The organism is uncultured Roseibium sp., from assembly GCF_947494555.1.
GTDB lineage: Bacteria > Pseudomonadota > Alphaproteobacteria > Rhizobiales > Stappiaceae > Roseibium.
On record NZ_CANLVF010000003.1, the window covers coordinates 723,907 to 738,061 of the forward strand.

At 58.3% G+C, this 14,155-nt stretch carries 14 protein-coding genes; 3 read left to right on the plus strand and 11 right to left on the minus strand.

Translation table 11 applies throughout. The features are described 5' to 3' along the window. Positions 1 to 53 precede the first annotated feature (53 nt). Together Q0915_RS18040 and recQ are read left to right on the plus strand one after the other, a co-directional pair. Positions 54 to 965: a LysR family transcriptional regulator gene (locus Q0915_RS18040; protein ID WP_299476499.1), complete on the plus strand. Its 912-nt coding sequence runs from the start codon at positions 54 to 56 to the stop codon at positions 963 to 965. A gap of 367 nt (positions 966 to 1,332) precedes the next feature. Continuing rightward, positions 1,333 to 3,222, plus strand: coding sequence for a DNA helicase RecQ (gene recQ / locus Q0915_RS18045; RefSeq protein ID WP_299476501.1), 1,890 nt, complete (start codon positions 1,333 to 1,335; stop codon positions 3,220 to 3,222). A 41-nt stretch (positions 3,223 to 3,263) separates the two neighbouring features. On the opposite strand, the gene msrA is transcribed toward recQ, so the two are convergent. The 7 genes from msrA to sdhC all read right to left on the minus strand — a co-directional run bounded on the left by msrA (position 3,264) and on the right by sdhC (position 10,284). Then, a complete protein-coding gene (msrA, locus tag Q0915_RS18050; protein ID WP_299477082.1) occupies positions 3,264 to 3,899 on the minus strand; it encodes a peptide-methionine (S)-S-oxide reductase MsrA in 636 nt (211 codons plus the stop codon). Between the two features lie 297 nt (positions 3,900 to 4,196). Then, the gene (creD, locus tag Q0915_RS18055) at positions 4,197 to 5,639 is read right to left on the minus strand and encodes a cell envelope integrity protein CreD (RefSeq protein ID WP_299476504.1); all 1,443 of its coding nucleotides are present in this window, start codon (positions 5,637 to 5,639) and stop codon (positions 4,197 to 4,199) included. Between the two features lie 309 nt (positions 5,640 to 5,948). After that, positions 5,949 to 6,731: a succinate dehydrogenase iron-sulfur subunit gene (locus Q0915_RS18060; protein WP_299476507.1), complete on the minus strand. Its 783-nt coding sequence runs from the start codon at positions 6,729 to 6,731 to the stop codon at positions 5,949 to 5,951. A gap of 70 nt (positions 6,732 to 6,801) precedes the next feature. Beyond that, complete coding sequence (locus tag Q0915_RS18065) at positions 6,802 to 7,647, minus strand: FkbM family methyltransferase (protein ID WP_299476511.1); 846 nt, start codon at positions 7,645 to 7,647, stop codon at positions 6,802 to 6,804. Between the two features lie 12 nt (positions 7,648 to 7,659). After that, positions 7,660 to 9,486 carry a succinate dehydrogenase flavoprotein subunit gene (gene sdhA, locus Q0915_RS18070; protein ID WP_299476514.1) on the minus strand — a complete coding sequence of 609 codons (1,827 nt, stop codon included), beginning with the start codon at positions 9,484 to 9,486 and terminating at the stop codon, positions 7,660 to 7,662. Positions 9,487 to 9,491: 5 nt separating this feature from the next. After that, on the minus strand, positions 9,492 to 9,875 hold the full coding sequence (sdhD, locus tag Q0915_RS18075; protein WP_299476518.1) for a succinate dehydrogenase, hydrophobic membrane anchor protein: 384 nt from the start codon (positions 9,873 to 9,875) through the stop codon (positions 9,492 to 9,494). Positions 9,876 to 9,885: 10 nt separating this feature from the next. After that, on the minus strand, positions 9,886 to 10,284 hold the full coding sequence (sdhC, locus tag Q0915_RS18080; protein WP_299476521.1) for a succinate dehydrogenase, cytochrome b556 subunit: 399 nt from the start codon (positions 10,282 to 10,284) through the stop codon (positions 9,886 to 9,888). Between the two features lie 295 nt (positions 10,285 to 10,579). On the opposite strand from sdhC, the gene Q0915_RS18085 reads away from it, so the two are divergent. Continuing rightward, a complete protein-coding gene (locus Q0915_RS18085; protein ID WP_299476524.1) occupies positions 10,580 to 11,287 on the plus strand; it encodes an MIP family channel protein in 708 nt (235 codons plus the stop codon). 64 nt (positions 11,288 to 11,351) lie between these two features. Here Q0915_RS18085 and Q0915_RS18090 read toward each other — a convergent pair whose 3' ends face one another. The 4 genes from Q0915_RS18090 to Q0915_RS18105 form a co-directional block, all read right to left on the minus strand. Then, positions 11,352 to 12,257, minus strand: a complete 906-nt coding sequence (locus tag Q0915_RS18090; protein WP_299476527.1) for a glutaminase — start codon at positions 12,255 to 12,257, stop codon at positions 11,352 to 11,354. Positions 12,258 to 12,312: 55 nt separating this feature from the next. Beyond that, positions 12,313 to 13,011: a sulfate transporter family protein gene (locus tag Q0915_RS18095; protein ID WP_299476530.1), complete on the minus strand. Its 699-nt coding sequence runs from the start codon at positions 13,009 to 13,011 to the stop codon at positions 12,313 to 12,315. Positions 13,012 to 13,129: 118 nt separating this feature from the next. Continuing rightward, a complete protein-coding gene (recR, locus tag Q0915_RS18100; RefSeq protein ID WP_299477084.1) occupies positions 13,130 to 13,735 on the minus strand; it encodes a recombination mediator RecR in 606 nt (201 codons plus the stop codon). Positions 13,736 to 13,760: 25 nt separating this feature from the next. Beyond that, on the minus strand, positions 13,761 to 14,081 hold the full coding sequence (locus Q0915_RS18105; protein ID WP_299476533.1) for a YbaB/EbfC family nucleoid-associated protein: 321 nt from the start codon (positions 14,079 to 14,081) through the stop codon (positions 13,761 to 13,763). Positions 14,082 to 14,155 lie beyond the last annotated feature (74 nt).

Genomic DNA, 14,155 nt, shown 5'->3' on the forward strand with positions numbered 1-14,155 from the left:
TTAGTGGTAGATGAGATAAATAGAAAACTGATGTCTAATTTTCGGAAAACAAAATGAACCGGTTTGCCGAAATTGAATCCTTTGTGGCCGTTATCGAGACGGGCTCTTTTTCTGCGGCAGCAAAACGACAGAACGTGGCAATTTCTGCGGTCAGCCGCAGAGTTGATGAGCTGGAAGCAAGGCTTGGCGTAAAACTCACACAGCGTTCAACTCGCGGCGTCAAAACGACCGAAAGAGGCCGCGCATATTACGGACACTGCCTGCGCCTCCTGTCTGATCTGAGAGAAGCAGACAGCGCTGCTTCCGGTGAGGAGGGTCCGATCAGGGGCCTGATCCGCATTGCCTGCCCGCCTGCTTTCGGCCTGCGCTATCTTTCGCCTCTCGCCAACGAATTCGCAGCGTCAAATCCCGAGGTTCAGTTTGACATCGAAATGAGCGATCGGCCCGTCGATCTGATCGAAGGAGGATTTGATTTCGCAATACGTCTCGGACGCTCGGAAGATCCGACGCTCATCTCAGAGCCGCTCTTTTCCGTCCATTACGTGGTCGCCGCCAGCCCCGCCTTCTGGGATCAGCATGGCCGCCCGCGCACTCCGGAAGACCTGGCTGGTCTTTCGGCGCTGGCTTACCGCGTTGGACCGGATCCCGCGCGGTGGCGCTTTTCTCGTCCAAACGGGCAGAGTGTGGATGTGCAATTGTTACCACGCATTGTCGCCAATAACGGGACTGTGCTGGTCGACGCGGCCAAGGCAGGTCTGGGTGTCTGCCTGGAACCTGATTTCGTTTGCAACGACGCCATGCAGGCCGGAGCGTTGGAGACCGTTCTGAACGATCATCGTACATACGGACGAGATGCGGAAATTGTACGTCCGGCTGCCCGGCCTCTCTCAAGGAGAGCGGAAGAATTCGCCAATACCGTTCGAGAGATGTTCGCAGTTTCCGCGCCGTGGGAAATGAACGACTAGGTGATTTCCAAGGACTTTGTCGGATCGAACCAACACGGAATGCAGGCATCTGGGCAGGACAAAGCGTTCGCCAGGTAGTCCTTCAAACAGACTTTCGCGCCAGTGCTTGGGACCCTTGCAGTCTCCGCACTATCACTTTCAACCCAATGCCAGTCTTTTGTAACTAAGGCGCGCAGAACGTGAGGTCCGGCTGGAGCCTCTGGCTGGTCCCTAACCGCGAGATCACAACCCGGTCCAAAGTCCTGTTCACGTGCGGCCTCCCAAAGTCATCCACAGGACTAAAGCGCCGGCCGCTTTGATCTGCGCGACGAATAAGACATGGTGCGACGGATAAGCGTCGATTGGCCGAACAGGAATCATCAGCAGCATGCCCGTTTCACCCGCTCTTTTCGCGGAGGATACAGAACCCTATCACCACGATGGCGTTCCGGGCATTCGCGTGGAGCCAAAACCGCTTGCCGTTCTTCAGACCGTCTTCGGATATGACAGCTTCCGTGGCAAGCAACGAGAGGTCATCGAAACGCTCGTCGACGGCGGAGACGCTGTGGTGCTCTTTCCGACCGGTGCAGGAAAATCCCTCTGCTATCAGATCCCGGCGCTTTGCAGACGCGGGGTCGGTGTCGTTGTGTCACCGCTTATCGCATTGATGAAAGATCAGGTCGGCGCGCTTCGTGCGGCCGGCGTCCGCGCCGCAGCATTGAATTCAACGCTCCTTCCAGAGGAGCAGGAGGCCTTGAAAGAGGATATTCGGCGCGGCGAAATCGACCTTCTTTATGTAACGCCGGAACGGCTTGGAACCGAAAGTTTCCGACGGTTCCTGGACACGCTCGAAATAGCGCTCTTCGCAATCGACGAGGCACATTGCGTCAGTCAGTGGGGGCACGATTTCCGGCCGGAATACATGTCACTTTCCTGCCTGGCGGAGCGTTATCCGGGTGTGCCGCGCGTCGCGCTGACCGCAACTGCCGACCCGCATACGCAAAAGGACATCCTTGCCAGATTGAAGCTGGAAGAAGCATCAGTCTTCGTCACCAGTTTCGACCGGCCCAACATTCGTTACGAAATCGTCGAACGCTCGAACCAGCGTCAGCAATTGCTGGATTTCCTGTCCAAGCACAAGGGTGAAAGCGGCATTGTTTATTGCCTCTCGCGGGCGAAAGTCGAAGAAATCGCCGAATGGCTGACCGCCAAGGGAACGAGGGCACTCCCCTATCACGCAGGGCTTCCGGCCGATCAGCGCGCCGCCAACCAGGATGCGTTCCTGCTTGAGGAAGGTCTCTGCCTCGTCGCGACGGTCGCATTCGGCATGGGCATCGACAAACCGGATGTGAGGTATGTCGCACATCTCGACCTGCCGTCTTCTGTCGAAGCCTATTATCAGGAAACCGGCCGGGCTGGTCGAGACGGTGAGCCTTCAGAGGCTTTCCTGGCCTACGGCATGGCCGACCTTGTGCAGCGCCGGCGCATGATCGCGGAGGGCGATGCACCCGATGAGGTCAAGCGTTCTGAAAATGCCAAACTCAACGCCCTGCTCGGCATCTGCGAGACTGCCGGGTGCCGGCGGCAGGCCCTGCTTGCGCATTTCGGGGAAACCTATCCCCAGCCCTGCGGCAACTGCGATACCTGCCTTTCACCCGTTGAAACCTGGGACGGGACAGAGGCTGCGCGAAAGCTGATGTCCGCGATCTACCGCACGGGTCAGCGTTTCGGCACAGGGCACGTGATTGACGTGCTTCTCGGCAAGACCAACGAAAAAGTCATACGTTTCGGGCACGACAATCTGTCCGTCTTCGGAATCGGCCAGGATCTTTCACAAAAAAACTGGCAATCGATTGCACGGCAGCTTGTGGCAGCGGGGTTCGTCGACGTCGATCACGCACAATTCGGGGCGCTTGTCCTTACCGAGAAGGCGCGTCCGGTGCTGCGCGGCGATGAAACAATCCTGCTTCGCAAGGACAGAAGCGCGGCCGGTCTCAAGCAGACCCGCTCGTCGCGGTCGGCATCCGTCGCGGATGAGCTAGATGAAGACGGCAAACTTCTGTTTCAGCGCCTTCGCAGGCTGCGCACACAGATCGCGCGGGACCAGAACGTTCCGCCCTATGTTGTCTTTCCCGATGCAACACTTGCCGGCATCGCGGCCTCCAGGCCGGTCAGTCCGGATGCACTGCTCGCAATTTCCGGGGTCGGTCAGTCCAAGCTGGAAAAATACGGGGAAGCGTTTATCGACCTCGTGGAGGCTTTTGAGGCCGGTGTTTGACGGCTGGCCCGGTCTGAACCGGGCCGCCGAGTTTTTCAGCTTCAGGAACCGGCCTTGGGCAGTCCTTTGTAGGCTTCACCGCCCCAAACGGACTTCACCCGTGCGTCCCGGCCACAAGCCTTGCGATACCCTTTGTAGGCTTCCGCGCGCGTGACATACCCGAACCGGGTCAATGTGCGTTTGTTGCTCTTGTAGTAGGCCTGATGATAGTCCTCCGCCGGCCAGAAGACGGCAGAACTTTCGATCGGTGTCACAACCTTGCCGCCAAGCGACTTGTTGGCCTTGTCGATTTCAGCCTTGGCCGCGGCAGCCTGTTTTTGATCCAGCGGATAGATTGCGGTGGAATAGCCAAATCCACGATCACAGAACTGACCACCCGGATCGGTGACGTCCACAGTGCGCAGGAAAATGCCGACAAGATCACCGTAGCTGATCTTCGTTTCATCGAAATCGACTTTCACGACTTCGCGGTGGCCGCCGCGCTCGTAATTCTTGTATGTCGGGTTCTGCGTCTGGCCACCGGCATATCCTGAGACGACATCGCGAACGCCCGGAAGCTTTTCAAGATCGGATTCCACACACCAGAAACAGCCGCCAGCAAGAATGGCTGTTTCAGCCTGGACGGATGCAAGAGGGGTGGCGCTGACGAATGCAGCAAGGAAAGTTAGCGGCAACATGCGCTTCATGAAAAGTCCTCCATCGGTTGCTGATAGAGGTAACGCATTCTCCTGCCGAGACAACTCAACTCCGTTCGCACCCCTGCACATCGCCGTGAGCTGGCCGTGACCGTTCCGTTTCAAACACTGCGACAGAGACGTCTCTTTCCCTCGTGAGGCGCGGAAGAAAATCCCCAGTCAACATCGTGGAATGCGTTGTTCGAGCGCTCCGCCCGGGCGGTATCAACGCGAGACAGGAATTTGAATGACATAAGACGGGTCATGGACCCGCCTTATGTCAATCGTCAATTTCGTGGATCACACGGGTTCGGTTGAAAGCCTGTCGCGCGTTCCTTGCTCACCCGTCCAATCGATCCGCTGCGTGACGAACATCGTGATTGCCAGGGCAATGAACGCGATAACGGAGCCAATCAGAAGCGCGTAGTCCTGTTCCCGCATCAGGGCAAACAGGATGGCGAAAATGCTTCCCAGTACCACCAGCATGACCAGCCCGGCCACCCTGCTCTTGAGCGACGTGCCGATGTAAAAAGCGTTCAGCAACGTGGCGGCAGCGCCGGCAATCAGGTAGGCGGTCCCGTAGCCGACATGTTCTGCGAATGCGAGCAGCATGACGTAGAAGATGATCAGTGCCAGGCCGACAAGGGCATACTGGATCCAGTGGAAGCGCCATCCGGACCGCATCTCAAGAACAAAGACGGCCAGGAAGGTCAGACTGATGAAACCAATTGCGTATTTCAGGGAGCGTGAGATCGTCTGGTAGAAATTGACGGGTTCCACGAACTTTACACCAAGCAGCTTGTTCTGGAGCGGAACCTGGTTGGTTTCCAGAACTTTCGGAATGCCGCGAGCGAGATAGGGAATGGTCCAGTCCGCCTCAAAGCCGCTGTCGGAGATGGATCGTGTTTCCGGCAGGAATGCGCCCGTAAAACCGGGATGAGGCCAGTCCGACTTGAGGGCCACTTTGGTGGTTTGCCCGGCGGGCGCAAAATAGATTGCCGTGGACCCGTTGAGCTGCAAGGGAATGTCGAAGGAAAAACCTTTTCGCCATGTGGCCGGCGTGACGGACGTGTTGATTCCTGATGGCGCAATGGCACCGTAAACATGTCTTCCAGCGCTCATGGCCAATGGGCCGAGACCTGGTTCGAAAGGCACCGGCCTGCTTCCGTCAAGGGCAAGTGCGATCTCGCTTTTCAGCGCCCGGACGTCACTGATTCCAACCACGAGAACAGCCTTGTCGGCTGCCACATCGATCGTACCACCGTGTTTCGGCTCGAACATATTCTCAGGGGGTGAGGCAAAGGCTCCGCCAAGGTTCATCCGGCCTTTGTAGACGGGAAGCGCGTAGATCGATTTTTTGCGCTCCTCGACCGTAATATCACCTTCCACGGTCAGTCGTTCAGGAAACAGGACCGCTGTTCTTTGAACGGTTTCCGTCTTCAGTTTGTCACCCAGACCAGTGGTGAAGGTCTCGGTGAAGGGAATTACGAGATAAGGCCCATTGATCTGTTGCGTGCCGCCCCAGGATCTGGCGATATCCCGCGCCACTTCGCTGGCCCTGTCGGAACGTTCCTCAACCAGTATCCAGACAAAAACGCTCGGGATCAGCAGCAGGAATGTCAGAACCCCGATCAGAACAAATTTGACCGCTGGAGAACTCAGGAAAGTCGTAACTTTGGCACCGGACGGCGGCTGCGTCGTCGCCGGCGCCGAGGAAGAATTCAGGTCGTTGTCTTCTGTCATAAATGAAATCCTCAATCGCAGGGGCGCGGCAAGGAGACGACGCCCGGTCAATAGGTCGACCTTTACCCATTGATTGGGAGATAGCCGGGCGAAACAGAGGAGGATTTTCAGGGTTTTTCTGCAGATCCCGTGCAGATCGGAAAATATGGGACGGATCTGCGTCCTTAGCCGCGCTCATGGTTGGCCTCAGCTGAGGCCCGGAGCGGCGACTTTGCTTTCGAGACTTTTTGGGATCCCGCACCCACCGAAGAACACAAAAGAAAGGCCGCCTCAATGGGCGGCCATTGCGATTGTCTCAAACCGGCGGGCTTATACCCGCCGCTCCACCATCATCTTCTTGATCTCGGCGATAGCCTTGGCCGGGTTGAGGCCTTTCGGGCAAGCTTCCGAGCAGTTCATGATGGTGTGGCAACGATAGAGCCGGAAGGGGTCTTCGAGATTATCGAGACGCTCACCGGTGGCTTCGTCGCGGCTGTCGATCAGCCAGCGATAGGCCTGCAGCAGGATGGCGGGGCCGAGGTAACGATCACCGTTCCACCAGTAGCTCGGACAGGACGTCGAGCAGCAGGCGCACAGGATACACTCGTAAAGACCGTCGAGCTTGACGCGGTCGTCGTGCGACTGGAGCCATTCTTTTTCCGGTGCCGGCGACACGGTTTTCAGCCACGGCTCGATGGAGCGGTGCTGAGCGTAGAAGCGCGTGAGATCCGGCACCAGATCCTTGACGACAGCCATGTGCGGCAGCGGATAGATCTTCACGACATCGCCGGCAATTTCGTCCATGCCCTTGGTGCAGGCCAGCGTGTTGGTGCCGTCGATGTTCATGGCGCAGGACCCGCAGATGCCTTCGCGGCAGGAGCGCCGGAACGTCAGCGTCGGATCGATCTTGTTCTTGATGTAGATGAGACCGTCGAGAACCATCGGCCCGCAATCGTCGGCATCGACAAAGTAGGTATCGACGCGCGGGTTTCGGCCATCATCCGGATTCCAGCGATAGATCCGGTATTCGCGCAGGTTGGCCGCGCCTTCCGGCTTGTCCCACACCTTGCCTTCCGTCACCGTTGAGTTCCGGGGAAGCGTCAGCTGAACCATCTCGTTACTGCTCCGCGTTGGGCCCTTTCAGTTCGCCGGTCAGGGCATTTGGGCCGTACCGTCTTTTCGCTCAGCCTGTGAGCTCAAAGACCATGTTGTCATTCGTCCGGCCGGTCACCTCATAGCCTCGGTTTGCCAGCTCGGGCAGGCAATCCTCGGACCAATAGGGCCGGCAATTCGTTTCAAGAAGGATCACGCGGGGCCACATGGGCTTGTCCGCATGTCTCAGGAAAGGCAGGACCACACGGTCCTCAAATCCTTCCACGTCCACTTTCAGAACATCAATCCGCTTCAGACCCTGCTGATCGGCAATCGCAGTCAATGGACGCACGTTCACATAGGTCGGCGACCAGTCACCTGCCCATTCGCCCGTTGTCAGGTCCTTCACAAAAGTGGCGAAGCCGCAATTGCTCGGTTCATGCCAAAGCGGAAGCGAATCTTCCTTGGGTCCGACCGCCGAGTTCACGACTGTGACATTGTCCAATTCGTTCGCGCCAACATTGTAGCTGAGCTTGTGCGCGGTCTGCGGATTGGCCTCGATTGCTACCACGTCGGCCCCGCGGCGCGCGGCAAAGACCGCGTAGGAGCCAATATTGGCGCCAACATCAACAAACACGGTGCCGTCCCGCAAATGCGGTTCCAGCAGCGTGTGCTCGGCGCGTTCCGGAAGGCGGCCCTTGGCCAGGATCTTCCGGTCGTCGTAGTTCTCACCGGGGTAAATCCGGAATTTCAGACCATCGGCTTCAAGGTCGTAAGGCCCCTTGAAGAACCTTGCGACCAGAGACCGGATACGTTTGCGCAAGCCTCTGGAGAGTTCGTGGCGATCCGCGAGACGCCACGCAACGCGAACCATCCGTTCGGCGGGGTAGGTGCCGAACGGGCTTCTCGTATCCAGATGTGCCGCGGCCTGGCTCACCTTGCGCGCTCCTTAGTAGACGCGCGCTTTCGGCGCGATCTTTTTCGGGTCGATCCCGCCCTCGTCGAAGGTTGTCAGCGGATCGAGCACGACGGGACGGTAGTCCAGCTTGACGTCGCCTTCATCGTTGACCCAGGCAAGCGTATGCTTGCGCCAGTTCTCGTCGTCGCGGCCGGAGAACGGACCGTCCTTGAAGTCTTCGCGGGCGTGCGCACCACGGCTCTCCTTGCGTGCTTCGGCGCCATAGACGGTGGTGATCGCGTTGGCCATCAGGTTTTCAAGCTCGAGCGTTTCCACAAGGTCGGAGTTCCAGATCATCGAGCGGTCAGACACCTTGATGTCTTTCATCTCACCCCAGATTTCAGACAGGCGCTTGCAACCCGCTTCCAGGCTTTCCTGCGTGCGGAAAACGGCAGCGTCCTCCTGCATGGCGCGCTGCATTTTGTCGCGCAAATCCGCCGTCGGAATGGAACCGCTGGCGTTCCGCAATTTGTCGAAGTGGTCCATGATCTTTTCGCAGGACGCTTCATTGGGTGCAGGCGTTGCTTCCTTCGGGTCGACAACCTCGCCGGCCTTGATCGCGGCCGCTCTGCCGAAGACAACAAGGTCGATCAGCGAATTGGAGCCGAGACGGTTCGCGCCGTGGACGGAAGCACACCCAGCCTCGCCAACGGCCATAAGCCCTTGCTGAATCCGATCCGGGTTTTTCGCGTCGGCGTTCAGGACCTCACCCCAGTAGTTGGTCGGCACGCCACCCATATTGTAGTGAACCGTCGGCAGAACCGGGATCGGGTCCTTGGTCACGTCGACACCGGCAAAGATCCTGGCGCTTTCGGAAATGCCCGGGAGGCGCTCAGCCAGCAGCGCCGGATCGAGGTGATCGAGGTGCAGGAAGATATGGTCGCCGGACTTTCCAACGCCGCGGCCTTCGCGGATTTCCATCGTCATGCAGCGGGAGACAACGTCACGTGAGGCCAGGTCCTTGGCCGATGGCGCATAGCGTTCCATGAAGCGCTCGCCTTCGGAGTTGACCAGATAACCGCCCTCGCCGCGTGCACCTTCGGTGATCAGACAGCCGGAGCCGTAAATCCCCGTCGGATGAAACTGGACGAATTCCATGTCCTGAAGCGGCAGACCGGCGCGGGCGACCATGCCGCCGCCGTCGCCGGTACAGGTGTGCGCGGAAGTCGCCGAGAAATAGGCCCGGCCATAGCCACCGGTGGCCAGAACGACCATCTTGGCGGCAAAACGGTGGATCGTCCCGTCATCGAGGTTCCACGCAATCACGCCCTGGCAGGCGCCATCTTCCGACATGATCAGGTCGAGTGCGAAATATTCGATATAGAATTCCGCATTGTGGCGCAGCGATTGGCCGTAAAGCGTGTGCAGGATGGCGTGACCGGTCCGGTCGGCGGCAGCACAGGTGCGCTGAACGGGGGGACCTTCGCCGTAGTTCTGCATGTGACCACCGAACGGGCGCTGGTAGATCTTGCCTTCTTCGGTTCGCGAAAACGGGACACCATAGTGTTCGAGTTCATAGACCGCCTTGGGAGCTTCCCGCGCTAGGTATTCCATGGCGTCGGTGTCGCCGAGCCAGTCTGAGCCCTTGACGGTGTCGTACATGTGCCATTCCCAGCAGTCCGGCGTCATGTTCTTCAGCGACGCGGCGATACCGCCCTGCGCTGCCACCGTGTGCGAGCGGGTCGGGAAAACTTTGGTGATACAGGCTGTTCTCAGCCCCTGTTCGGCCATGCCGAGCGTTGCGCGCAGTCCCGCGCCGCCCGCACCGACAACAACCACGTCGTAGGTGTGGTCGACAAATTCATAGGTTTTGGCCATCCGGGTTAGCCTCCAAAGCCAATCTTGAGCACTGCAAAGATGCAGCCGAAGCCGATAAAGGCGCAGAAAAATGTGTTTGCCATCAGCGTCAGGAACTTGAGGCCTTCACCGTGGATGTAGTCCTCGATAATCACCTGCATGCCGAGCTTCATGTGGTAGACGCCGGACAGAATCACCAAGAGGAAAATGATCGAAACCAGCGGATTTTTCAGCGTCTCGATGACGTCGCTGTGGCTGGATCCCTGAACCGAGATCACCAGGATCACAAAGAAGCTGATCAGGACAACGTTGGCCACGGCCGTGACCCGCTGTTTCCAGAAATGATCCGTGCCTTCCTTGGCCGAACCCAGTCCGCGAACCTTGTTGAGGGGCGTGCGCATATCCGTCATGACACTCTCCTTAGCGAACCATGTAGCCGATGATCCAAAGGATCAGCGTGATGGAAACGGATCCGATGATCGTGGCTTTCGCGAGCCACTCGCGCGCGTCCTTGCCGAACCCCGCGCCCATGTCCCAGATGAAATGACGCAGACCGCCAAGCATGTGGTGTACAAGTGCCCAGGTGAACCCGAAGAGGATCAGGCGGCCGAAGAAGGAACCGTAAATGCCGTTCACAAAGTCAAAGTAGGACGGGCCAGCCGCCGCGGCGATCAACCACCAGGCCAGGAGAATCGTCCCGAAATAAAGCGCCGCACCTGTGATGCGGTGCAGGATCGACATGACCATCGTCAGAATCGGCTTGTAGATCTGAAGATGGGGTGACAGCGGGCGATTGCCCCGCATATCGGCATTCGACATGGAATTCCTCTCCCGTACGACGCGACCTAACGTTTACGCAAACGTAAGGAAATCAGTGCGTTGTCTAGAAAGGTTCTAGCGCCAAGAAGGCGCCGCGTCAAAACATCAAAAAGGAGAATCTGGAAAGTTACTTTGCCACCCGGCGGCAAAAACTGCCACGCGCACAGTGTTTCACTACCGCAACGCACAACGTTCGACACTTTTCAACCGATCAAAATTGAGCAACTGTCCTAAACGTCACCATTCTTGCCGGAGGCGTGGACCGATTTCCCGGCATTGTCAGGAGGCTGGGCGCATGAAGAAAGCAGTTGCTGAGTTTATCGGAACCTTCACACTTGTCCTTTTCGGTTGTGGCGCTGCCGTCATTGCCGGCATGGGCACTGGAGCAACCTCGATCGATGTCCTCGGGATCGCGTTTGCCTTTGGATTATCCATCGTGGCCATGGCTTACGGGATAGGCATGATCTCCGGATGCCACATCAATCCTGCCGTCAGTCTCGGGGTCTTTCTGGCCGGACGGATGCCAGCGGGGGAGATGATCACCTATTGGATCGCACAGGTTCTGGGCGCATTGGCAGGTGCGATGGTTCTGGCACTCATCTTGAGCGGCAAGGCAAGCGGCTGGGATGGCAGCCTCGGCCAGAACGGCTGGGGCGCAGGTTATCTTGGCGAATACAATCTGTTGTCCGCGCTCGTTTTCGAAATCGTTGCAACATTCCTGTTTCTTGTGTGCATTCTCGGTGTGACTCAAAAAGGCGCCCCGTCTCATCTCGCCGGACTGGCCATCGGGCTGACACTTGTCGTCATCCACATCGTCGGCATCAATGTCACGGGCGTCTCGGTCAATCCGGCACGGTCTCTCGGACCGGCGATTGTTGGCGTTGGCAGCAACCCGGCGGCCCTGGCTCAGGTCTGGCTGTTCATTGTCGCACCACTTATCGGAGCGGCGGCTGCGGGAATGCTGTTCAAATCCGGTCTGCTGGCTTCCGACGAAGAGGACTAGTTGCAAAAGCGAAGCACTGGGCTGGCGCGCGCAATCGAACCTGCGAGCCAGCTCAGCGGCATGATCAGCCGAAAACGGACCATCCCATGCGCTTTGCGAAGGTTTCCATCGCTTCAGTGCCGAGTTTAGAGTTTCCGTATCGGTTGAGCCCAGGTGACCAGACCGCGATTGACGCCCGTCCCGGCGATATCACCAGTATGCCGCCGCCAACACCGCTTTTTCCCGGAAGTCCGACGCGAAACGCGAAATCGCCAGAGCCGTCGTAATGGCCGCAGGTCATCATCAGCGCATTGATGCGGCGACGGCGCTGCACCGCGACCAGGGGCGGCATGTCGTCCGCATCAATCAAAAACCGCCCGGCAAGTGCCAGCTGGCGGCAAGTCATCTCGATTGCGCATTGATGGCAATAGGTGCCGAGCACCTTGTCCACCGCAGAGCGCATATTGCCGTGCGACGCCAGATAATGGGCGAGCGAAAAATTACGGTGGCCCGTTGCGATCTCCGATTGCGCCACCCGCTCATTGATATGAATGCTGTCATCATCGGCCGCGGCACGGATAAACCGCAGAAGCTCTCCAAGCGCCTCGCGCGGATTGGATTCAGCAAGATAGGTATCCGTCGTCACCAATGCGCCGGCATTGATGAAGGGATTGCGCGGAATGCCGTCTTCGCGTTCCAGCAGAAGAATGGAATCGAAGGACAGCCCGGACGGTTCCCGCCCCACCCTGTACCAAAGCTGATCCCCGACCCGGCCCAGAGCAAGAGCCAGCGCAAAGACCTTGGAAACCGACTGGATCGAAAACGGGACATCCGCATCTCCGGCGGTTAGAAGACGCCCGTCCTCGAGAGCGACGGCAATCCCGAACTGGTCCGGGTCAACGCCTGCGAGTTCTGGAATATAGGTGGCTACATTGCCTTTGTCCGGACTGCCCGCAGCCGCCTCGGCGATTTCCAGCAACAATTCCTGCATTGTCTTCCTCCGGCGGGCTTGCGCACAAATCAGCTCGCCCGGCGGTGGCAGTTCGTCAGATCGCCGCCCCGGACGCAAGTCTCTTATAGAGGTGCAGCATGAAGATGGTTGCGAATATCGGTGTCACAAGATTGAGGATCGGCACGGCCAGCAGACAGGCAATGATCAACCCGGCCATGAATACCGTGCCTCCTCTGGCCCTCCTGAAGGCCTTTGCTTCGGCAGGCGGCATGAACCGCATCGCGGCGAACTCGAAAAACTCTCGTCCGAGCAAATAGCCGTTTACCACGAAAAATGCGATCAGATTGACGCCCGGCACCAGAAGCAACAGAAGCGCAAAGAAGTTGCCGGCAATCACGACACCTGTGAACTTGATCGTGTGGACCAGCGATTTGGACAACGGCAGGGCGGTGCCCGGCCGGTCACCCGGATAGTCCCTTGCGTCAACAATATCTGCGATATCATCCTGGAACAGGCCGGCCAGCAGGGCCGAAATCGGGGCGATCAGAAAGCCGAGAACGAAAACGGCCCCGATCCCCGTAAGCAGCGAGATCGACCATTCCGTCCAGCTGATCCAGGCGCTGCCGTCGCCCCACTCGGTTGCCGCGACACCGAGGAAGTGACTGACGATGCCCTGCAACGCGATCCAGATCACGATGAGGATCGCGAGCGTGAAGCCCAGCATTTTCAGGAAAATTTTTCGAAACGACGGCTCGAACACCTGCGACATGGCGCGGGAAGCGGCTTGGAACATGAAACCTTCAAGTCTTTGTGATCGACCGGCTCGACATAGGTGCGACGGGGTGGCGGTGCAAGGGGATTGCAGGAGTTGTCTTTCCACAAAGCCGCGCACATTGAATAAGTAGATGCTCCTAAAACCGCGTGCGCGCCTTCAAGGCCTGGGCGAGCGTGCCCTCGTCGAGATAGTCGAGTTCGCCGCCGACCGGAACACCGTGGGCGAGCTTTGTGACATTGACTCCGAGCGGAGACAGCTGGTCCATGATGTAATGGGCCGTCGTCTGACCCTCGACGGTCGCACTGATGGCCAGGATGACCTCCTTGAAGTCATCAGTGCTGCAGCGATCGATAAGCGAGGCGAGGTTGAGGTCTTCCGGGCCGATACCGTCAAGCGGAGACAGTGTGCCACCGAGGACGTGATAACGGGCTTTCACAGCGCCGGCACGTTCCAGCGCCCAAAGGTCCGCAACATCCTCGACAACAACAAGCACCGTCTCGTCGCGCTTCGGATCAGCGCAGATCGTGCAGGGGTCGCACGTATCGACGGTGCCGCAAGTGGAACAGATGCCGATTTCATTGACGGCAACGCCCATCGCTTCAGACAGCGGAACGAGAAGCTGATCTTTTTTCTTGATCAGGTGCAATGCCGCGCGGCGCGCAGAGCGCGGACCCAATCCGGGCAGCTTGGCAAGCAACTGGATAAGCCGCTCTATTTCCGGTCCCGCTACGCCGCGTTGCACCATGGATACCTGCCTGTGTCCGCTATCAGAACGGGAGTTTCATGCCGGCCGGAAGGCCAAGACCGCCCATGAGTTCCTGGGTTTTTTCCTGGATCGCCATTTCGACCTTGGCGCGTGCATCGGTGTGAGCGGCCATGATCAGGTCTTCCAGAATCTCGCCTTCGTCTTCCTTCAAAAGCGAGGGATCGATCTTCAAGCCTTTCAGATCGCTTTTGCCGTTGAGTGTCACCTTCACGAGACCGGCGCCGGCGACACCTTCCACCTCAATGTCGATAATCTGTTCCTGCAAGGAGCCCATCTGCTCCTGCATCTCTTTGGCCTGCTTCATCATCTTGAGGAAGTCCATGGGATCTCTCCTTGAAGTCAATTCGGCGACAAGCGCCGTGTGTCTATTATCTGGGAATTGCGTTTAGAAGAACA